Genomic DNA, 19,520 nt, shown 5'->3' on the forward strand with positions numbered 1-19,520 from the left:
GACTACCGAACGGACGAAAAGTTGCCCGTGCCGGGCTGAGAAGTTGCTCGCCGGGCGCACCGGATACCAACGACCTTATGCGGTCGGGCACGGTGACAGGGGTGAACATGACGGCTGGTCAACCCGCCCGGAGAACGGGTCCGTCCCGTGCCCCGGCAGTCGGGGCACGGGACGGACGGACGCCGCCCTACAGATGCGTCGGCTCGAACATCCTCAGCAGGGCCGGGAGCACGACCACCGAAGGGCCCGGCTCCGCGAGGGACTTCGCCAGGTCGTCGGCGAGCGTCCCGGGGGTCGTACGGACCGCCGGGACACCGAAGGACTCGGCGAGGGCGACGAAGTCGGGGCGGGTCAGCTCGGTCGCCGTGGCCTCGCCGAAGGCGCCCGTCATGTACTCGCGCAGGATGCCGTAGCCGCCGTCGTCGACGATCAGCCAGGTGACCGGGAGGTCGTACTGGCGGGCCGTGGCCAGTTCCGCGATCGAGTACATCGCGCCGCCGTCGCCGGAGACCGCGAGGACCGGCTTCGTACGGTCGGCGGCCGCCGCGCCGAGGGCGGCCGGGAAGCCGTAGCCGAGGCCGCCCGCGCCCTGGGCCGAGTGCATCGTGTTCGGGCGGCGGGCGTCGAAGGCGGACCAGGCCCAGTAGGCGAGGATCGTCATGTCCCAGAAGCTGGGCGACGCGTCGGGCAGCGCCTCGCGGACCGCGGCGACGAGTTGCTGTTCCAGGGTGAGTTCCTGGCCGGCGATCCGGTCGCGTACCGCTTCGAGGACCGCACGGACCCGGTCCGGCGCCGACGGGTCCTCGCGGCGGTCGACCGCGTCGAGGAGGTCGGCCAGGGCCTCGCGGGCGTCGGCGTGGATGCCGAGCGCGGGGTGGTTGGACTCCAGCTTGCCGGCGTCGGCCTCGATCTGGACGACCCGGCCGCGCGGGGCGAACGTGTGGTAGTTCGAGGAGAGTTCACCGAGTCCGGAGCCGACGACCAGCAGCACGTCGGCGGACTCCAGGAAGTCCGTCGTGTAGCGGTCCTCCAGCCAGGACTGGAGCGAGAGCGGGTGTTCCCACGGGAAGGCGCCCTTGCCGCCGAACGTCGTGACGACCGGGGCGTCGGTCTTCTCCGCGAGCGCGAGCAGCTTGCCGGACGCGTCGGACCGTACGACTCCGCCGCCCGCGATGATCGCCGGACGCTCGGCCTTCGACAGCAGATCGGCCGCGACGGCGATCAGTTCGGGACGGGCGTGCAGGATGTGCGGGGTGGCGTCCATCGCCGTGACGACGGGCAGGGTGGTCTCGGCGAGGAGCACGTCCTGCGGGATCTCGATCCAGACCGGGCCGTGCGGGGCGGTCAGCGCGGACTCCCAGGCGGCGGCGATCGCCGACGGGATCTGGGAGGCCGTACGGACGGTGTGGACGGACTTCACGACATCGCGGAACGACGCCTTCTGGTCCCGGAGTTCGTGCAGGTAGCCGTGGCGGCCACCGCCCAGGCCCGCGACCGGGATCTGGCTGGAGATGGCCAGCACGGGGGCGGACGCGGCCGCCGCCTCCTGGAGCGCGGCGAGCGAGGTGAGGGCGCCGGGCCCGGTGGACAGGAGCAGCGGGGCGACTTCGCCGGTGATGCGGCCGTACGCGTCGGCGGCGAAGCCCGCGTTGTTCTCGACGCGCAGGCCGATGTACGTCAGCGCCGAGCGGCGCAGCGCGTCGAACATGCCGAGCGCGTGCTGGCCGGGCAGGCCGAAGACGGTGGTCGCGCCGAGGCCCTGGAGGGTCTCGACGACGAGGTCGCCACCGTTGCGCCCGGCCGGGGGGTTCAGAGCGGCCGCGATCTGCTCGGGGGTGAGCTGCGGCCGCTCGTCGTGGTGGTCGTGGCTCACTTCGTACGGGCCTCTGCGATCTGGCGGGACATGACCGTCGTCAGCTCGTACGCCGTGTGGGAGGCGGCGACGGAGGTGATCTCGGCGTGATCGTACGCGGGGGCGACCTCGACCAGGTCGGCGGAGACCAGGTTGCAGGAGGACAGCCCGCGGACGATTTCGAGCAGCTCGCGGGAGGTCAGTCCGCCGGCCTCGGGGGTGCCGGTGCCGGGCGCGTGCGCCGGGTCGAGGACGTCGATGTCGATGGAGATGTAGAGCGGCCGGTCGCCGATGCGCTGACGGAGCTGGTCGGTGACCTCGTCGACGCCGCGGCGCATGACGTCGGCGGAGGTGACGATGCCGAAGCCCATCTTCGCGTCGTCGTCCAGGTCCTGCTTGCCGTAGAGCGGGCCGCGGGTGCCGACGTGGGAGAGCGCGGAGGTGTCGAGGATGCCTTCCTCGACGGCGCGGCGGAACGGGGTGCCGTGGGTGTACTCGGCGCCGAAGTAGGTGTCCCAGGTGTCGAGGTGGGCGTCGAAGTGGAGCAGGGCGACCGGGCCGTGCTTCTTCGCGACGGAGCGCAGCAGCGGCAGCGCGATGGTGTGGTCGCCGCCGAGCGTCATCAGGCGGGCGCCGGTGGCCAGCAGGTCGTCGGCCGCGGCCTCGATCGTCTCGACGGCCTCGTTGATGTTGAACGGGTTCGCGGCGATGTCCCCGGCGTCGGCGACCTGCGCGAGGGCGAACGGCGAGGCGTCCTGCGCCGGGTTGTACGGGCGCAGCAGGCGCGACGCCTCACGGATCGCGTTGCCACCGAAGCGGGCGCCGGGCCGGTAGGAGACACCCGTGTCGAAGGGCACGCCGACGACGGCGACATCGGCGGTGCCGACTTCGTCGAGACGGGGCAGTCGGGCGAACGTCGCGGGTCCGGCGTACCGCGGGACGCGGGAGGAGTCGACGGGACCGCGCGGCGTTTCGTTGCTGCTCATGGTGGGTGCCTTTCTTCGGGATTCGTACGGTGTTCAGTGTGCGGGGCCGCGTGCGGGCCCCGTCTCGACGGTTTCGCTTTCAATCGCCGGGCGGGCCCGCCCGGCGATTGAGGACAAAAGGCGGTTACGTCGTGGCCGGCTCACTCACCGGCTCCGCCGACTCCGCGCCCCGGCCCGCCAGGCGTTCGCGCCAGTTGGCCAGTACCGCCGCGTCGGTCGGCTTCGTCGCCAGGGAGACGATCACGTACACCGCGAGCGAGGCCAGCAGGCCGTAGTAGATGGGTTCGTTGGCGAGGATGCCGTACGCCGCCATCAGGCCGATCACGGAGAGCCCGCCGACCGACACCGCGGCCAGCGCGCCCACGACGGTGCCCCGGCGCCACAGCAGACCACCCAGGATCGGCACCAGCAGACCGCCGACGAGCAGGTTGTACGCGACGGTCAGGGCCTCGACCACGTTGTTGAGCGCGACGGCGATGGCGATGACGCCGATGCCCATGATGAGGATGAAGACCCGGTTGCCCTTCACCTCGTCGTGCTCCTCGCCGCCGCCCCGCGACACCGCGCCGCGCAGCCGGGACCAGATGTCGTTGTTGGCGACAGTGGCACAGGCGATCAGCGCTCCGGAGGACGTGGACATCACGGCGGCGAGTGCGGCGGCCAGCACCAGTCCTCGTACGCCGACGGGCAGTTCGTCCCTGACGATGGTCGCGAACGCGGCGTCCGCGCTCGGCAGGTTCGGGTACAGGACCTTCGCGGCGGTGCCGATGACGGCGCCCGCGATCGCGTAGACCAGACAGTACGTACCGGCGACCGTGCCGCCCCAGCGCGCCGTGCGGTCGCTCCTCGCCGTGAACACCCGCTGCCAGATGTCCTGGCCGATCAGCATGCCGAAGGTGTAGATCAGCACGTACGTGAAGATCGTCTCGCCGCCGATGCCCAGCGGGTCGAAGTACTCGGTGGGCAGCTTGGCCTTCATCTCGCTGAAGCCGCCGGCCTTGATCACCGCGATGGGCAGCAGGAGCAGCAGCACGCCGATCGTCTTGACGACGAACTGCACCATGTCAGTGATGGTGATCGACCACATGCCGCCGAGCGTCGAGTACGCGACGACGATGGCGCCGCCGAGGATGATCGCGACGGTCCGGTTCAGGTCGAAGAGGACGTCGAAGATGGTGGCGTACGCGATGGTCGAGGTGACCGCGAGCATCAGCGTGTACGCCCACATGACGACGCCGGAGATGAGGCCGGCCCGGCCGCCGTAGCGCAGGTCGAGCATCTCGGAGACGGTGTACACCTTCAGCCGGGCGATGCGCGCCGAGAAGAAGACGGACAGGGCGAGCAGTCCGAGGCCGATGGTGAAGACCATCCAGGCGCCGGAGAGTCCGTACTTGTAGCCGAGGCCGACGCCGCCGATGGTGGAGGCGCCGCCGAGAACGATGGCGGCCATCGTGCCGGAGTACATCCAGGGGCCGAGGCGGCGGCCCGCCACCAGGAATTCGCTCTTGGACTTGGCGCGGCGCATGCCCCACCAACCCATGGCGAGCATGCCGGCCAGGTACACGATGATCACCGCGTAGTCGACAGCCATGGGCTTCCTCCGTTCCGGTTCAGGTGTACACGTACGTACACGGAGAAGACGGTAGGTGGCCCGCCAGCGGCGCTGAAGTGTACGTTTCATCCATCATCGCCGTCACCGATGGATGGACCATCCATGCCGGAAGCCCCGACCGGGCCCACCCCGCCCGCTCCCCCGCCTGCCCCCACGCCCTCCGCCGCCCCGCCTGCCACTCCCACTCCCCCCACACCGCCGATCCCGCTCACGGAGCTGCTCGCCCGGGAGGAGCTCGGCCTGCACCGGATCGCGGGGCCGGCCGAGGCGGAGGTGCTGTGGGTGCACACCTCGGAGATGGCCGACCCGTACCCGTATCTGCTCGGCGGTGAGCTGCTGCTGAGCGCCGGGCTGACGCTCAAGGACCCCGATACCTATGTGGCGCGGCTGGTGGAGGCGGGGGCGACGGCGCTCGGTTTCGGGGTGACGCCGGTGTTCGACACGGTGCCGCGGGCGCTGATCGAGGCGTGCGACCGGCACGGTCTGCCCCTGGTGGAGGTGCCGCCCGAGACCCCGTTCACGACGATCGCCCGGGCCGTGTGGCGGCTGATGGCCGAGGCCCGCCACCGTGAGCTGCGCCGGGTGACCCGGGCGCAACAGGCCCTGGCCACGGCGGCGGCCCGGCCTGACCCGGTGCCCGCGGTGCTGCACCAGCTGGCGGCTCAGCTGGGGGGCCGGGCGGTGCTGCTCTCCGCGGACGGCGAGGAGCTGCACGCGGCGGGCCGCCGCCCGGCCCCCGACGTCGGGGCGGCGCTGGCCCGGCTCACCCGGGTGGTCTCCGCCGGGCCGCGCCCCGCGCCGACGTCCGCCACCGACACGGTGCGGGGCGCGCACCTGTCCGCGTACGCGCTGGGCGGCGGCCAGGGCCTCGTCCTGGCGCTCGGGACGGACCGGCGCGAGGGGGGCGACCACACGATCGCCGGGGTGGCGGTCGTCCTGCTCTCCCTGCTGGCCGCCCCGCATCAGGGCGCCGATGCGGCGGGCCGGTCGGCCGCGCTCGTACGGATGCTGCTGGGTACGGACCCACAGGACGTCGCCCCGCTGCTCGGTGGTGCCGAGCAGTGGACAGTGGTGCACGCGCGCCGCAGCAGCGACGGCCCGGTCGACCCGCTGACCGCCGGCGCACTGGGCGCGTCCCTGGGCTCGGCCCTGGTCGACGCGGGCCGGGGCGGCGACGCCGTCAGGGTGCTGATCCCCGGCGACGACCGGATCACCCCGCAGCCCGGCTGGACGCTCGGCGCCTCCGCCCCCGCCCCCATCACCGCGCTCGACCTCGCCGACGGCCAGGCGTCCCGCGCCCTGGGCCGAGCCGTGGCCACCCGCACCCCTCTGGCCCACCACCACTCCGGCCCCGGTCCCGGCCTGTCCGCCCTGATCCCCCCGGACCAGGCCGAGGCCCACGCCCGCGCCCTCCTCGCCCCGCTCACCGAGCCACTGACCGAGACCCTGCGCTGCTGGCTGAGCCTGCACGGCAGCTGGGACCGCACGGCCACCGCCCTCCAGGTCCACCGCAACACGGTCCGCCAGCGCATCGCCCGCTGTGCGACGCTCCTGGACGCGGACCTGGACGACATGGACGTACGGACGGAGCTGTGGTTCGCGTTGCGGCGGGGGTGATCAGCGCCCCAGAAGGGCCCCGAAGGGGTCCTCCTGGGCGATCTCCCGGGGCCGGCGGGAGGTTCAGGCCTGCGGCTGGGGTGGGCTGCTCTCGTGGCGGGCTGAAACAGCGAGCCGGGCGCCCGCCGCTGGCGTACAGCGAGGGCCTAGCCCCTCCCGGCAAGCTTTGCCCCGTCGCGGCACTAGCCATGGGGAAGGTGCATAATTCGCCTTCTGTGGTAGCGAAGTTGCAGAGCCTCTACGATCTCGCCTTGAGCGACGCCCTGCCGCTGAAGGAGTCGCAAGCCCTGCTGCGGGCGACAGCGAAGGAGTACGGACACCATGACTGACCGCGTCATCCTGGATGCATCCACGTTGAGCGGCTGGCGCAAGTCGTCGTACAGCTCAAGCCAGAACGACAGCTGCGTCGAGGTGCTGGACGGCCACCCCTCCGGCGTCCCCGTCCGCGATTCCAAGACCCCGCACGGCCCCGCCCTGGTCGTCCCGGCACCCGACTGGTCCGCATTCATCACGGCGGTCAAGAGCGGCGAGTTCGCCGCCTGACCGCGCCACCACGCAACGCATCGCCTACTTGCCGTCGATGCCGATGATCGTGCCGAACGGGTCGCGGAGTTGCGCGATGCGCCGGCCCTGCTCGATCGCCAGAGGCCCGCGGTGGTGCTCGCAGCCCGCGGCCAGCAGTCGCTCCCGGACTGCGTCGACGTCGTCCACGCTCCAGTACACGACCGGACTGCCGCCTCTCGGGTTGCGCACGTCGTCGGCGGGGTGGAAGCCGAGCTCGACCCCGTTGATCTCCACCCAGGCGTAGACCGCGCCCGTATCGCTGACATCGACCTGCACCGGAACGTCGAGCACTTCGCCGTACCACCGCGCCGAAGCCTCAGGACTGTCCGCGAAAACCATCACGGTGCGTACGCCTTTGAACATGATCCACCCCCAAAAGGGCTCACCCTACGGCGCGTGCGCCGGAAGGGTGTGGGGCGGCCGCGGTTGATCTCGCCGGGCACGCATTCGCGCCGGTGCACAGCGGAGCACCGCGGCCCCCGATGCGGGCTTCGAGCGCCCCTCTTTCCGCCTGTCTGCGCAGGTAGCGGCCGTGCCACGCTGCTGGTGATCAGGGAACAGAGCCTTGATCACCGTCAGGAAGAGAGGTTTCCGTCATGAACCGCTTCACCGCGCTCGCCGTCACCTCGATCGCCTTGGCCCTGGGGCTCGGCACCGGGCCCGCCGCGGCCGGAGCCGCCGAGAACGCCGGCAACACCGCCGGTACCGGGACGGCCGCCGTCGACAGCGCCCGGGCTTCCTACAGCTGCAGCCCCGGATACTTCTGTATCTACAGCGACTGGAACGGGGGTGGTACCCGCTGCCAGTGGTCGGACAAGCAGCGGGCGAATACCGCCGACGACTGCTCCTTCATCCAGCGGGGCCAGAACGTCCGCTCCGTCTGGAACGCGACCGGGCATCGCGTGCAGTACTACACCAAGACCAACTACAACGCCCGGGTCGGATCCACCCATGCCGGAAACGGCGGCAACCTCCAGGGGAACTACCAGATCCGGTCCTTCAAGCCCCAGTAGCCCCGACCTCATCGAGCCGCATGCGCTGCGCCGGGCTGTGTGGGTGAGGCCCACAGCAGGTACCGTTCCTAGCCAGTGTGCATGAGTGAGTCCTGGACCCACTGATGTGTACTGGGCGCATCCCGAACGGTGATGGATGCACTCGGTCCCCGCTTTCGCGTCCCGTTCGGCGGCACGTCTCTGGGGGCGTGGTCCGTTGTGGGTGGGCGGGTTCCGTCACGTCCTCGGGTGCCTGGTGGGGCCTGGGCGGTCCGATGCCCCGCACGATCACTCCGGTCGTGTGGGGGCGGTGCCGTCCGACGCCGGACCGGGTGTCCGAGGGCGCGTCGTCCGATCGCGATGCCGGCGGCATCGTGACGGGACATTCTGCGGTGCGGGGTGGCCAGTGGTTTCTGCCAGTGCTGGGCACCCCACATCGAGGTGTAGGCCGGATCGACCGCGACGATCGCCAAACCCTGTTCGGCTGCCATGGAGACCAGCCGGGCCTTGAGCTTTCCGGTCGGGATGCCGGAGATCAGCTGCCGGAACCGTTTCTTGCGGCCGTGCTCCTCGCGAGTCTTCTCGGCGGTGAAGTCGAGGTCTTCGATGGCGATCGCGGTGACACCGGCCTGCTTGGCCCAGTGGAGCAGGCGGGTCAGTGCGTGGCGGATCTGTGCGTCGCGGTGAGCGGTGGTGCCGGACAGGTCGTAGGGGAAGCGGTGCGGGTCGCCGACCGGATTGCCATGCTGGTCGAGCTGGTAGGCGGCGAAATGATCAGCGTTGGTGTCCACGCCGATCAGGCCCCGGGCGCGGGCCGTCTCCAGCGGGATGGTCTGGACGACGGGGCGTTGCCAGGACGCGGTGAGGTACCAGCGGCCACGGTCCACGTCGAGGTGGATTCGGTAGGCGACGGCTCGGTTCGCGGTGATGCGGTCGGCCCACTCCATGCCCCGGTGCGCAAACGTCACGGTGGAGGTGAGGGCGTACCGGCCATGCTTGGCGTTGGCCAGGTGCGCGAGCGGGGCAGGCAGCTTGATGCTGACCTCGCCGTCCGGGGTGACACGGATCGTCTCGTTCCCGAACCGCTTCCCTGACTCGCCATCCGCAGCAAGAAACCAGCGCTCCGCCTCCCAGCGTTCCCGCCACTGTTCCTCGGTGAGGTGGGCGTCGGCGAGGTGGTGGCGAGTGTTGAGGAGCCGTTTGCCGCCCCGCACGACCCGCACGCGTCCGGCCTGCCGGTCACCGACCGCGGCAGCATGCCGCGCTTCCAACGCCGCGAGACGGCGGGACTTGTGGAACCACTCACCCTTGGAACGGTAGCCACCGGCCGCCCGCTTCGTGCCCCGCGCGCCGATGGGGAGGGACAGGCGATGCCGCAGCATCCCGATCCCGGCCTCCAGCGTCCGGATGTGCGCCGCCTGACAACGGCGCGCCAGCGCCCACTGATCGTGTGTGGCCTTGGTGATCGCACCGGCGATCCGCGACGACGACACCCCGGTCAGGTCCCGCTTGCGCGACGCCCAGGTGTCCGCGCTGTGCTCCAGGCCATCCGCACAACGGGCCCTGAGGTCACGGGAAGCGAGCGCACCCTGATGCTCACCGTGAAGTTCCCCCTTGATCTTGGACAGCGGTTGTTTACGCTGCGGGGGTAAATTCGTGCTGCAGCCTGGCTCGGGTTTCGAGTGGGGTGAGGTACCCGAACTCGGGGTGCTTGCGGAGCCTGGTGCGGTTGTACTCGACCTCGATGAAGCGGAAGACGTCGGCGCGGGCCGCCTCACGGCTCTCCCAGACGGCGGTGCCGATCTCCGCTTTCAGTAGACCGAAGAAGCTCTCGGCTGCGGCGTTATCGTAGCATATGCCGGTTCGTCCCATGCTCTGTCTCAGGTTCAACTCCCGCAGCTCGCGGCGGAATTCGCCACTCGTGTATTCGCTTCCGCGGTCGGTGTGCATGATGCAGCCGCCCTGAAGGTCGCCGCGGCCGGCGGCCATCCGCAGCGCGTCGGTGACCAGCTCGGCACGGTGGTGTTCGGCCATCGCGTACCCGATCACCTCGCGCGTCGCCAGGTCCATGACGGTCGCGAGATACCACCAGCCCTCGATCGTCGGCAGATAGGTGATGTCGCCGACGAGCTTCGTGCCGGACCGGGTAGCGGTGAAGTCGCGGCCAACCAGGTCCGGAGCCGGTGCGGCCTTGGTGTCCTGCTGCGTCAGGTGGCGGCGTCTGCGGCGGGTGACGCCGCGGATGTCGCGCTCGCGCATGATCCGCTCGACCTTCTTCCGGTTGATCGCATGGCCCTTGCGCCGCAGCGCGGCGTGCACGCGCGGGGCACCGTAGGCACCCCGTGAGGAGGCGTGGATCTCGCGGATCTCCTCGGTCAACTCATCCTCGGCACACTGCCGTTCGGCCGCTGCCGGCCGGGCCGCCAGCCAGGAGTAGTAGGTGGAGCGGTTGATCCCCGTGACGCGGCACAGCAAAGCCACGCTGTAGCCGTCGGGGTTGGCCTCGGCGGCCTTCTCCGCGTCGATGAAACGGCACAGAGTGCCTACTTCATCGTCTCCTTCGCGAAGAAGGCCGCTGCTTTTTTCAAGATCTCGATCGTCTGCTGCTGTTCCCGGTTCTCCCTGCGCAGCCGCTGGAGCTCTTCCTTCTCCGCCGTGGTCAGCGCGCCGGGCGCCCCCTCGCCGCGGTCGGCCTTCGCCTGCTTCACCCAGCCGCGAAGCCCCTCCGGACTCACACCGAGTTCCCGGGCGACCTCGGTGACATTCCGCCCTGACGACCGGACCAGTGCCACCGCGTCCCGCTTGAACTCCGACGTGTACCGCTTGCTCATGTTGCTCTTGCCACTCAACCTGGACTGCTTCCTCCGGGACCGATCCGTCCCAGTATCAGGCTGTCCAGTTCAGAGGGGGAACTTCACCGACCGCACGCAGAACCTTCTCGTCCTGGGACGTGAGGTGCTTGAGGCGGTCCCGGATCGCCACCCCACACGGCCCGGGCGCCACGAAGGGCGCGGCCAGCTCCCGTACACCACCCACTACAACACCCCCTCCCACGAGACCGGACACCTGCTACCCAGCCCAACGAGCACCAGCCGCCAAGGTCACCCATTCGGCCCCAGAACTCCCGTTCCCACCCCACGAAGCCGCCCACAGGACCCACTCCTGCTCACTACAACTCACTTCAACTCAGCAAACCGACAGCAGCTCACAACCCCCCGGTCGGCCGACCGGGGGTACCTACACGTCTTTCGTCAAGCCCGTGTTGCCGGATTTCGGGTTGCCGCGGGCACCCTCACCGTCATCGACCCGACATCCCACAAGGTCGTCGCGACTGTCACCCTCGGCGCCAGCCCTTACGGCGTGGCAGTGAGCTGAGCGTGCGCCGCACAAAGGGAAGTTCGCGCAGTGGCACGGCTTCTACGACGGAAAGCCGGTCGAGCCAGTGCTTTGCGCACGGCACTGACTCTGCTGCGCAATTCCGGGCAGGCATCGCTCGGGCGGATGTGACCTGCGGCAATGCCTGGTCTCAGGCCGCTGGAAACGGCTGGAGCCGCAGGTCCCGCGAATTGCGCAGCAGAGTCGGCACTGGGCGGTCATCGGAATGCACACAGCTCACACGCCGCGGGTTCTGCACACCCGTTGGCTCCCGCGTTCACTCCCCTGACCCATTTCTGTACCCGGTCGGAGTGCGTGGCCGCGCCTGCCGGTGCGGATGCGTGAACACTCGGTGCGACAGATCCCATGGAAGGCGAGGACGACATGGCAGCACTTCAGGGCACCGGCTCACGGCGGCGAATACGCCGCGAGCATGCCATGGCAGCCGGGTGCGCCATGGTCATGTGCACGGCCGTGGCGGCCCCTGCCGTCACGGGCAGCGGCAGGACCCCGGCCAAACCCACCATCGTGCTGGTGCACGGGGCGTTCGCGGACGCCTCCAGCTGGAACGGGGTCGTCGAACGCCTCGAACACCGCGGCTACACCGTCATCGCCCCCGCCAACCCGCTGCGCGGGCTGTACAACGACTCCACCTACATCGCTTCCGTCCTGGACAGCATCAAGGGGCCGATCGTGCTGGCGGGGCATTCGTACGGCGGCGCCGTGATCAGCTCGGCCGCCGCGGGCAACCCCCGGGTGAAGTCGCTGGTGTACGTCTCGGCGCTGATGCCCGACGTGGGCGAGAGCGGAATGTCCCTGGGCGCCAGGTTCCCCAGCGAAATCGGCACCGCCACAAGGTCCGTTCCCTACCGAGCCGGCGGCGGGGCCGTCGGGACCGACCTGTACCTCAAGCCCGACAGGCTCCATCGGGTCTTCGCCGCCGACCTGCCGGAGAGCACCGCGAGAGTCCTGGCAGCGACCCAACGGCCCGTGGCGACGACCGCGTTCTCGGAGAAGGCCAAGGTGGCCGCCTGGAAGCACATCCCCTCGTGGTTCCTCGTCGCGAAGCAGGACAAGACCGTCAACCCCGACCAGGAACGCTTCGAGGCGAAGCGCGCGGGTTCGCACACGGTGGAGATCGACTCGTCCCACGTGGCGATGATCTCCCACCCCGAAGCGGTCACCGACCTCGTCCTCCGAGCCGCCACGGCGGCCGGCTGACACCCGGCCTGCGTCGGCCGCCACCGCGTCCACCGAAGACGCCCGGGCCGGGGGTGGAAAAGGATCAAGGAACCCCAGCAGAAAGCCTGATGAGCCCTTCCCGGCCGGCGGCCGGGAAGGGCTCTTGCGCGTATCCGGCCCAGCCGGACACGCGGGCGTGCTGAGCATCACCCTGGACAGCGCCGGTGACCGCCGGGTAACTTTTGACCAGAGCTGAGCAAGCGCTTAGCCAGCGTGGCCGAAGCTCGCGCGATGCCCGCCCGAAGCCGATCGAAGCTGACCAAGGAGGCACCTCCGTGCGCCGTACGGTATTCAACGAGGACCACGAGGCGTTCCGGGAGACCATCCGCGCCTTCATCGAGGCCGAGGTCGCCCCCGTCTACGACGAGTGGTTCGCGGCCGGCCAGGTGCCCCGCGACTTCTACTACAAGCTCGCCGAGCTGGGCATATTCGGCATCGAGGTGCCGGAGGAGTTCGGCGGCGCCGGAGTCGAGTCGTTCAAGTTCGAGGCGATCATCTCCGAGGAGTGCGCCCGCGCGGCCGTCAACTTCGGCGGCTCCGGCGTGCACGTCCTGCTCTGCCTGCCGTACATCAAGGCGTACGCCACCGAGGAGCAGAAGAAGCGCTGGCTGCCGGACTTCGTCAGCGGCAAAACGATGTACGCCATCGCCATGACCGAGCCGGGCACCGGTTCCGACCTGGCCGGCATGAAGACCACCGCCAAGCTCTCCGAGGACGGCACGCACTACATCCTCAACGGCGCCAAGACGTTCATCACCGGCGGCGTCCACGCCGACCGGGTCATCGTCTGCGCCCGCACGGACGCGCCCAAGGCGGACGACCGGCGGCACGGCATCTCCCTCCTCGTCGTCGACACCAAGGCCGAGGGCTACTCGGTCGGCCGCAAGCTCGACAAGCTGGGGCTGCGCACCTCCGACACCGCCGAGCTGGCGTTCGTCGACGTCAAGGTGCCGGTCGAGGACCTCCTCGGCGAGGAGAACAAGGGCTTCTCCTACCTCGGCCAGAACCTGCCGCAGGAGCGCCTCGGCATCGCCGTCGGCGCGTACGCCCAGGCCAAGGCCGCCGTCCGGTTCGCCCAGAACTACGTGCAGGACCGCACCGTCTTCGGCAAGACCGTCGCGTCGTTCCAGAACACCAAGTTCGAACTGGCCGCCTGCCAGGCCGAGGTGGATGCCGCCGAGGCCGTCTGCGACCGCGCCATCGAGGCCCACGACGCCGGTGAGCTGACCGCCGCCGAGGCCGCCTCCGCGAAGCTCTTCTGCACCGAGGTGGCGCACCGCGTCATCGACCGCTGCCTCCAACTGCACGGTGGCTACGGCTACATGAACGAATACCCGATCGCCCGCCTGTACGCGGACAACCGGGTCAACCGCATCTACGGCGGCACGAGCGAGGTCATGAAGTCGATCATCGCCAAGTCCATGGGGCTGTGAGAGCGGCTACGTTCTCCCTATGAGCGCAGCACTTGATTCCCTGCTCGATCTGCTCGACCTGGAGCAGATCGAGCAGGACATCTTCCGGGGTACGAGCCGTTCGGCGATCGTGCCCCGCGTCTTCGGCGGCCAGGTCGCCGCCCAGGCCCTGGTCGCCGCGGGCCGTACCGTCCCCACCGGCCTTCCCCGGGCTCTCGGCTCCGCTCGAGCAGGGGAGACACCCTCCGCCCACTCGCTGCACTCCTACTTCCTGCGGATGGGCGACCCGGGCGCGCCGATCGTCTACCGCGTCGACCGCATCCGCGACGGCCGCTCCTTCACCACCCGCCGGGTCGTCGCCGTCCAGCACGGCCAGCCGATCTTCCACCTCTCGGCGTCCTTCCAGACGCACGAGGAGGGGCTGGAGCACCAGGCGGCCATGCCCCCCGCCCCGGACCCCGAGACGCTGCCCACCGCCGCGCAGATGCTGCCCCGGTACGCGGACCGCTTCAGCGACCCGGGCATCGTGGACCGGATGATCGAGGCACGGGCCGCGGTCGACCTGCGGTACGTCGACGCGCCGCCCTTCGGCACGGTCGGCGAGCCGCGCGAGCCCCGCTCCCAGGTGTGGTTCCGCACCAACGGCAAGCTCGCGGACGACCCGCTGCTGCACGTCTGCATGGCAACGTACGTCTCCGACATGACACTGCTCGACTCGGTGCTCCTCGCCCACGGGCGCGGCGGCTGGACGGTCGGCGACGTGGTCGGGGCGAGCCTGGACCACGCGATGTGGTTCCACCGGCCGTTCCGGGCCGACGAATGGCTGCTGTACGACCAGGAGTCGCCGTCCGCGTCCGGCGGACGGGGGCTCGGCCAGGCCCGGATATACACGCAGGACGGGCGGCTGGCGATCACCGTGATCCAGGAGGGCGTGGTCCGCGTTCCCCGGGACTGACCCGTAGCCCCTTTCGAGCGGACCGGCACCCCCGCCCCCGTCGGCGTCAGATCAGCCCCGCCGCGTCCAGCAGATAGTCCGTCAGCGGGTCGTAGAACCGCGGGTCCAGCACGTGGTCGTCCAGCGGTACGGCCACCTGGAGCGTCCCCTCCGCCTCGCCGAGGAACAGCGCCGGGTCGTTGCAGTCCGCGTACCCCACCGCGTCCAGCCCGCGCTGCGCCGCGCACCCGGCCCATCCGTGGTCGGCGACCACCAGGTCCGGCAACGGCCGGCTCTCCCGCTCCAGACCGTCCAGGATCGCGGCCATCGGGGCGGGCGAGTGCGTGTGCCAGAGGGTCGCGCCGCGTTCCTGCACCGCGACGTCCGCGAACTGGAACACCATGCCCTCGTCGGCCACCAGCCCCGAGGGGATCCGTACGATCTCGCACCCGGCGGCCCGCAGCGCCTGCGCGGTCTGCCGGTGCACGTCGAGGAGCCCGCCCGGGTGCCCGGTCGCGAACAGCACGCGCTGCGCGCCCGCCGCCGCCTTGCGCAGCCGCGCCGCCATCCGCTCCAGGGCGTCGACCGTCAGCTCCGGGTCGATGGTGTCCTGCCCGAACCGGTGTTCCGGGTCGTCGCTGACCCCGCACCGCTCGGCCATCACGGCCAGCACGTCCTGCTCGTCGCGCCACCGGTCCCCGAGCTCCAGACCCAGCCAGAAGTGGCGGTCGCCGTTGGCGAGCTTGCGGTAGTGGGAGAGGTTGTTGTCGCGGGGGGTGGCGACGTCTCCGGCGATGCGCGTACGGACGAGGTGTTCGACGAGGGCGGCACGGCTGGGTATCGGCATGAACCCATTGTGCCGTCAGGTGTGCGCAGTGTGCCGGGTGTCTTGTACGACGGACCGTCCGGACGCGCCGTCCGTCCGGACGGTCCGTCCGGTCAGGGAAGCCTGGTCGAGTGGGTGATCTTCTTGAGGTGGTAGTACGTGGCGACGCACTGACCCGGCCACAGCCTCTTGCCGTGGTCACCGAACGGCTCCACCATGTTGCTGACCGACACCGGTGTGTACGGAAGCACCTGGGCGCCGCGGGCCGCCTGTTCCCTCAGCCACCGGTCCTGCCGGTCCCAGTTCTGGGCGCGCACGTCCATCTTCCGCTCCAGCTGGAGCAGCGGGACGGCAAGGCCGGCGCAGACCCCGGCGCAGACGGCTCCGGCGACCACCGCCGTCGCCGTGGGGATTCCCCACCGGACGGTGCGCAGTGTGCGTCCCAGCAGGGCGCCGACGCCGACCAGGAGCAGCACGTACAGCAGGAGGAAGTCGCCCCAGATGCGCGACGCGCTGGTCACGCTCGCCCCGAAGGCGGGGTGGGCGACGACGATGCAGAGGTAGCCGGAGACCAGGAAGGCGAGGAATCCGACGGCGACCGGAAGGAAGGGCCTGCGGCGCAGGGACCCCTCCGGCGCGTTCTTTCCCTGCGGCCCGCCGCCGCGCACGAGCAGGCCCAGCAGTACGCCGACGGCGATCGCTCCCACGTATTGCCAGGTCGTGAAGATCGTCCCGAGGATGTGCGCGAACGCCCGCAGCGCCGTGGCCAGTGCCTCCGGCCCGAACATGGAAGCGCCGTCGGCGCCGAACCGTTCGCGCCGGGTGCGTGCGCCGGGCGACAGGTACAGGATGGCCGTCCCGACCGCGACTCCGGCGAAGGCGACGACGCACCAGATACGGGTGTGGGTGCGGCCGGGGCCGGGAAGGGCCCAGCGACTGATCAGCAGGACGGCGGCGAGCAGCGTGAACGCGACGACCGACGTCTCCTCCGACAGGGTGCCGATGAAGATCCCGGCCAGGTACGCGACGCCCAGCGCGAGGGCGCGTCCCCGCCCGGTCCGTGCGCGCAGCAGGGGGATCAGGGCGGCGCAGGCCAGTACCGGTGAGACGGTGTGCGAGACGGAGTTGGCGGGCCAGTAGAACGCCTTGTACGGGTTGGACGTCGCGAGAAGGAAGATCACCGCCGTCATCGCGCCCACCAGCAGCGCGAGCCCGCGCGGCGCGGTCAGCCCGGCTCTCTTGAGCACGGAGGCGATGAGCGCCCAGAGGATGCCCAGCATGAGCACCCCGCTGACCAGGGCGAACCACTGATGGCCCGCGACGCCGAAGGCCCCGTACGCGATGACGAGCAGCGCGTTGGCGACGCGACCGTTGTCGTGGAGGAAGAACTTCGCGATCATCCCGGAAGCCCCCTCGTCCCGTACGACCGGGAGGAAGCACCAGTCGTCCCCGCCCGGACGGACCAGGCGGCCGATCCAGAAGGCCGCGCCGAGCAGGGCGAGCGGCAGCAGGGTGAGGGCCGTCGTCCCGATCGTCGCCCACCGCCGCGCGGGGGCCGGGCGCGCTTGCGGCGGGTGGGAGTCCGCGCTCTGCGCCTGTGCGCCGGCGGCCTCCGGCGTATCGGCGGTATTCGGCGTATCGGCGGATGCGGATTTCGACGTGTCAGCGGGCATGTGCACTGGGCGTCCTTCGTACGGTGCTCGCGTCCTGCCCGCCGAGGGGTTCGGGCGGTGGGGTTCGCGGTGTGGTTTCACGGTGCGGTGTGTCCGGCACGGCTCTCGGCCGGACCGGCGCTCTGCCGGGCCAGGTCGGTGCCGGAATCGATGGCCCATCGGGCAAGGAGGAACGAGAAGGGGGTGGCGAGGATTCCCGCGGCCACGGCGGCGATGTTCTTGTCCATGCCCAGCCTGCTCACGCCGAGGTAGAGCAGAACGCCCGTGAGTACGAGATTGACGACGCTCGACAGGGGATACCGGACGAAGGCCTGCCAGGTCGGCTTCGTACGGCAGGTGATGTACGAGTTGAGCAGGAAGGATCCCACGATGCTGACCGTGTATCCGATGACGTGCGCGGCCAGATAGGGAATCCAGGTATTCAGCGTGGCGTACACGGCCAGATATACCACCGTATTGATTACTCCGATCAGCCCGAAATCGACGAACTGGCGCAGGGTCCGGAACCGGGACGCCCCGAGCGCGGTCGATCCGGTACGCCCCGCCGGCGCTCTCCTGTCCCCGGGCGCGGACGGTCGCGGACGCACCTCTGCCGGAATATCGAACGGGAGAACCTGCGGAGATTCATTCGTTTCGCGCACCACGTAGTGCGGGCGGCGTTTCACCTCGCTGTAGATGCGTCCCACGTATTCACCGATGACGCCGAGCGTGGCGAGCTGGATTCCGCCGAGCGCCACGATGGCGGTCAGCAGGGTGGTGTAGCCGGGTACGGCGACGCCGTGGAGCACGACGCCGGCGATGGTCCACAGGGCGTATCCCAGTGCCGCCAGCGCGAGCGCGAGGCCGCCGTGGATGGCCAGGCGCAGCGGGCGGCTGTTGAAGGAGATCAGCCCGTCGATCCCGTAGTTGAACAGGCGTCTGCCGCCCCACTTCGAACGTCCCGCCGCGCGCTGGATGTTGCTGTACGTGAAGCTGACGGTTTCGAAACCGATCCAGGAGAAGATCCCCTTGGAGAACCGGTTGCTCTCGGGCAGCGCGAGCACGGCGTCCACGGCGGTGCGCGACAGCAGCCTGAAGTCGCCCTCCCCGTCGACTACCTCGACGTCCATGCACCGGCCCATGGCCCGGTAGCAGGCGGCGCTGAGAAAGGTGCGCAGGGTGCCCTCGCCGTCGCGGTCGCGCCGCGCGACGACCTGGTCGTAGCCGCGCTGCCGCAGCTCCAGCATGCGGGGCACCAGTTCGGGCGGGTGCTGGAGGTCTGCGTCCATGAGGACGACGGCGTCGCCGCGGGACATGCGCAGCCCCGCGAGCATGGCGGCCTCCTTGCCGAAATTGCGGCTGAAGGAGGTGTAGCGGACCCGCCGGTCCGCGGTGGCGAGTGAACCGATCCGGAGCCTGGTCCGGTCACTGCTGCCGTCGTCGACATAACAGATCTCGAAGGTCCGCCGAGTGGGTTCGAGGGCGGAGATCAGCGCACGGTGAAATGCCTCGATGACCTCGTCCTCATTGAAACACGGGACAACGATCGAAACCTGACATGTTTTCATTTAAATCCCCCATCAGGCGTGGGTGAGCCAGCTCAAACCATATGCCTGGGGGTGCCGCGAAACCCCGACCGACGGAGCTAGTCGGGGAAAAAGAAAGAGAATCCGAGGAACTCCCTGGACCCTCTCTCATTAATTCATATATTCAAGGCCGCGTTGAATCGGGTACCCTCCGCCGGGCACCGGCCCGCAGGCCTTACGGGCGGACCGCCGCCGCCTCGAACGCCCCGCGCGCCAGCCGGTGCAGCAGTGCCGCCGTGCCTGCGCGGTCGGGCTGCGCGCCGGGGCGGCCCAGGTGCGGGGTCGAGTTCAGCAGCCCGAAGACGGCGTGGACGGCGGCGCGGGCCTCGTGTTCGAGCAGGTCCGGATACGCCTCGCGGACGACCTCCACCCACACCTCGACGTACTGCCGCTGGAGCTGACGGACCCGCTTGCGGTCGGCGTCCCGGAGGCGGTCCAGCTCACGGTCATGGAGGGTGATCAGGGGGCGGTCGTCGAGGGCGAAGTCGATGTGGCCCTCGATGAGCGCGTCGAGCAGGGCCTGCGGCGAGCCGTCGCCACAGGCGGCGTCCTCCGACACCCGCAGCCGCCCGCCCGCCAGCAGCCGCTCACTGATGCCGACGAGCAGCTCGGCGAGCATCGCGTCCTTGCCGGGGAAGTGCCGGTAGAGACCGGGGCCGCTGATGCCGACCGCGGCACCTATCTCGTCGACGCCGACGCCATGGAAGCCGCGCTCGGCGAAGAGGCGGGCGGCCTCCTTGAGAATCTGCTCGCGGCGGGTGGGGGCGTCCGTCCTGATGGTCATGGATTCGATTCTAGACAGTCGGGTTAGCGGTCGTTAACCTGAAGGTATACGTTAACGCTCACTAACTACTGCGGTACGGGCAAGGG

At 70.1% G+C, this 19,520-nt stretch carries 17 protein-coding genes and 2 pseudogenes; 8 read left to right on the forward strand and 11 right to left on the reverse strand.

Annotation, left to right across the window (positions count from 1 at the left end):
- Window positions 1-187: 187 nt before the first annotated feature.
- The 3 genes from OG936_RS11165 to OG936_RS11175 form a co-directional block, all read right to left on the reverse strand.
- On the reverse strand, window positions 188-1,873 hold the full coding sequence (locus tag OG936_RS11165) for a thiamine pyrophosphate-binding protein (RefSeq protein WP_406494293.1): 1,686 nt from the start codon (window positions 1,871-1,873) through the stop codon (window positions 188-190).
- On the reverse strand, window positions 1,870-2,838 hold the full coding sequence (speB, locus tag OG936_RS11170) for an agmatinase (protein WP_266746304.1): 969 nt from the start codon (window positions 2,836-2,838) through the stop codon (window positions 1,870-1,872). The genes OG936_RS11165 and speB overlap by 4 nt, the downstream gene beginning before the upstream one ends.
- Before the next feature lie 124 nt (window positions 2,839-2,962).
- Window positions 2,963-4,429 (reverse strand): sodium:solute symporter, encoded by a 1,467-nt coding sequence (locus OG936_RS11175; protein WP_406494295.1) that lies wholly within the window; start codon window positions 4,427-4,429, stop codon window positions 2,963-2,965.
- A 123-nt stretch (window positions 4,430-4,552) separates the two neighbouring features.
- Between OG936_RS11175 and OG936_RS11180 the strand changes: the two genes are divergently transcribed.
- The 3 genes and pseudogenes from OG936_RS11180 to OG936_RS11190 all read left to right on the forward strand — a co-directional run bounded on the left by OG936_RS11180 (window position 4,553) and on the right by OG936_RS11190 (window position 6,610).
- Window positions 4,553-6,067: a PucR family transcriptional regulator ligand-binding domain-containing protein gene (locus OG936_RS11180; protein WP_406494297.1), complete on the forward strand. Its 1,515-nt coding sequence runs from the start codon at window positions 4,553-4,555 to the stop codon at window positions 6,065-6,067.
- A gap of 119 nt (window positions 6,068-6,186) precedes the next feature.
- A pseudogene (locus tag OG936_RS11185) lies at window positions 6,187-6,396 on the forward strand (hypothetical protein); the annotation flags it as partial.
- Complete coding sequence (locus OG936_RS11190; RefSeq protein WP_406494298.1) at window positions 6,389-6,610, forward strand: DUF397 domain-containing protein; 222 nt, start codon at window positions 6,389-6,391, stop codon at window positions 6,608-6,610. The pseudogene OG936_RS11185 and the gene OG936_RS11190, both read left to right, overlap by 8 nt.
- A gap of 24 nt (window positions 6,611-6,634) precedes the next feature.
- Here OG936_RS11190 and OG936_RS11195 read toward each other — a convergent pair whose 3' ends face one another.
- Entirely contained in the window at window positions 6,635-6,994 is a 360-nt protein-coding gene (locus OG936_RS11195) for a VOC family protein (protein ID WP_406494299.1), read from the reverse strand.
- Between the two features lie 233 nt (window positions 6,995-7,227).
- On the opposite strand from OG936_RS11195, the gene OG936_RS11200 reads away from it, so the two are divergent.
- Complete coding sequence (locus OG936_RS11200; protein ID WP_406494300.1) at window positions 7,228-7,644, forward strand: peptidase inhibitor family I36 protein; 417 nt, start codon at window positions 7,228-7,230, stop codon at window positions 7,642-7,644.
- 68 nt (window positions 7,645-7,712) lie between these two features.
- Here OG936_RS11200 and OG936_RS11205 read toward each other — a convergent pair.
- The 3 genes and pseudogenes from OG936_RS11205 to OG936_RS11215 form a co-directional block, all read right to left on the reverse strand.
- Window positions 7,713-9,230 (reverse strand): annotated as a pseudogene (locus tag OG936_RS11205) (IS200/IS605 family accessory protein TnpB-related protein); the annotation flags it as partial.
- 28 nt (window positions 9,231-9,258) lie between these two features.
- Window positions 9,259-10,161 carry an IS3 family transposase gene (locus OG936_RS11210; protein WP_331746374.1) on the reverse strand — a complete coding sequence of 301 codons (903 nt, stop codon included), beginning with the start codon at window positions 10,159-10,161 and terminating at the stop codon, window positions 9,259-9,261.
- A gap of 5 nt (window positions 10,162-10,166) precedes the next feature.
- The gene (locus OG936_RS11215) at window positions 10,167-10,472 is read right to left on the reverse strand and encodes a transposase (protein WP_266751048.1); all 306 of its coding nucleotides are present in this window, start codon (window positions 10,470-10,472) and stop codon (window positions 10,167-10,169) included.
- On the opposite strand from OG936_RS11215, the gene OG936_RS11220 reads away from it, so the two are divergent.
- The 4 genes from OG936_RS11220 (at window position 10,453) to OG936_RS11235 (ending at window position 14,607) form a co-directional block, all read left to right on the forward strand.
- A complete protein-coding gene (locus OG936_RS11220; protein ID WP_406494302.1) occupies window positions 10,453-10,998 on the forward strand; it encodes a hypothetical protein in 546 nt (181 codons plus the stop codon). The genes OG936_RS11215 and OG936_RS11220 overlap by 20 nt on opposite strands.
- Before the next feature lie 384 nt (window positions 10,999-11,382).
- Window positions 11,383-12,219 (forward strand): alpha/beta fold hydrolase, encoded by an 837-nt coding sequence (locus OG936_RS11225; protein WP_406494303.1) that lies wholly within the window; start codon window positions 11,383-11,385, stop codon window positions 12,217-12,219.
- A 296-nt stretch (window positions 12,220-12,515) separates the two neighbouring features.
- Window positions 12,516-13,673, forward strand: coding sequence for an acyl-CoA dehydrogenase family protein (locus OG936_RS11230; RefSeq protein WP_383756581.1), 1,158 nt, complete (start codon window positions 12,516-12,518; stop codon window positions 13,671-13,673).
- A gap of 19 nt (window positions 13,674-13,692) precedes the next feature.
- The gene (locus OG936_RS11235; protein ID WP_406494305.1) at window positions 13,693-14,607 is read left to right on the forward strand and encodes an acyl-CoA thioesterase; all 915 of its coding nucleotides are present in this window, start codon (window positions 13,693-13,695) and stop codon (window positions 14,605-14,607) included.
- Between the two features lie 46 nt (window positions 14,608-14,653).
- Here the strand turns inward: OG936_RS11235 and OG936_RS11240 are convergent, their stop codons facing one another.
- From OG936_RS11240 to OG936_RS11255, 4 genes are all read right to left on the reverse strand, one after another.
- Window positions 14,654-15,433 (reverse strand): phosphatase, encoded by a 780-nt coding sequence (locus tag OG936_RS11240; RefSeq protein ID WP_383756586.1) that lies wholly within the window; start codon window positions 15,431-15,433, stop codon window positions 14,654-14,656.
- 92 nt (window positions 15,434-15,525) lie between these two features.
- The gene (locus tag OG936_RS11245) at window positions 15,526-17,085 is read right to left on the reverse strand and encodes a DUF6056 family protein (RefSeq protein WP_406494307.1); all 1,560 of its coding nucleotides are present in this window, start codon (window positions 17,083-17,085) and stop codon (window positions 15,526-15,528) included.
- Between the two features lie 77 nt (window positions 17,086-17,162).
- Window positions 17,163-18,632 (reverse strand): glycosyltransferase, encoded by a 1,470-nt coding sequence (locus tag OG936_RS11250; RefSeq protein WP_406494308.1) that lies wholly within the window; start codon window positions 18,630-18,632, stop codon window positions 17,163-17,165.
- A gap of 193 nt (window positions 18,633-18,825) precedes the next feature.
- Window positions 18,826-19,434, reverse strand: a complete 609-nt coding sequence (locus OG936_RS11255) for a TetR/AcrR family transcriptional regulator (protein ID WP_406494310.1) — start codon at window positions 19,432-19,434, stop codon at window positions 18,826-18,828.
- Window positions 19,435-19,520: the final 86 nt, after the last annotated feature.

The sequence above is a fragment of the Streptomyces sp. NBC_00846 genome, assembly GCF_045207325.1.
GTDB lineage: Bacteria > Actinomycetota > Actinomycetes > Streptomycetales > Streptomycetaceae > Streptomyces.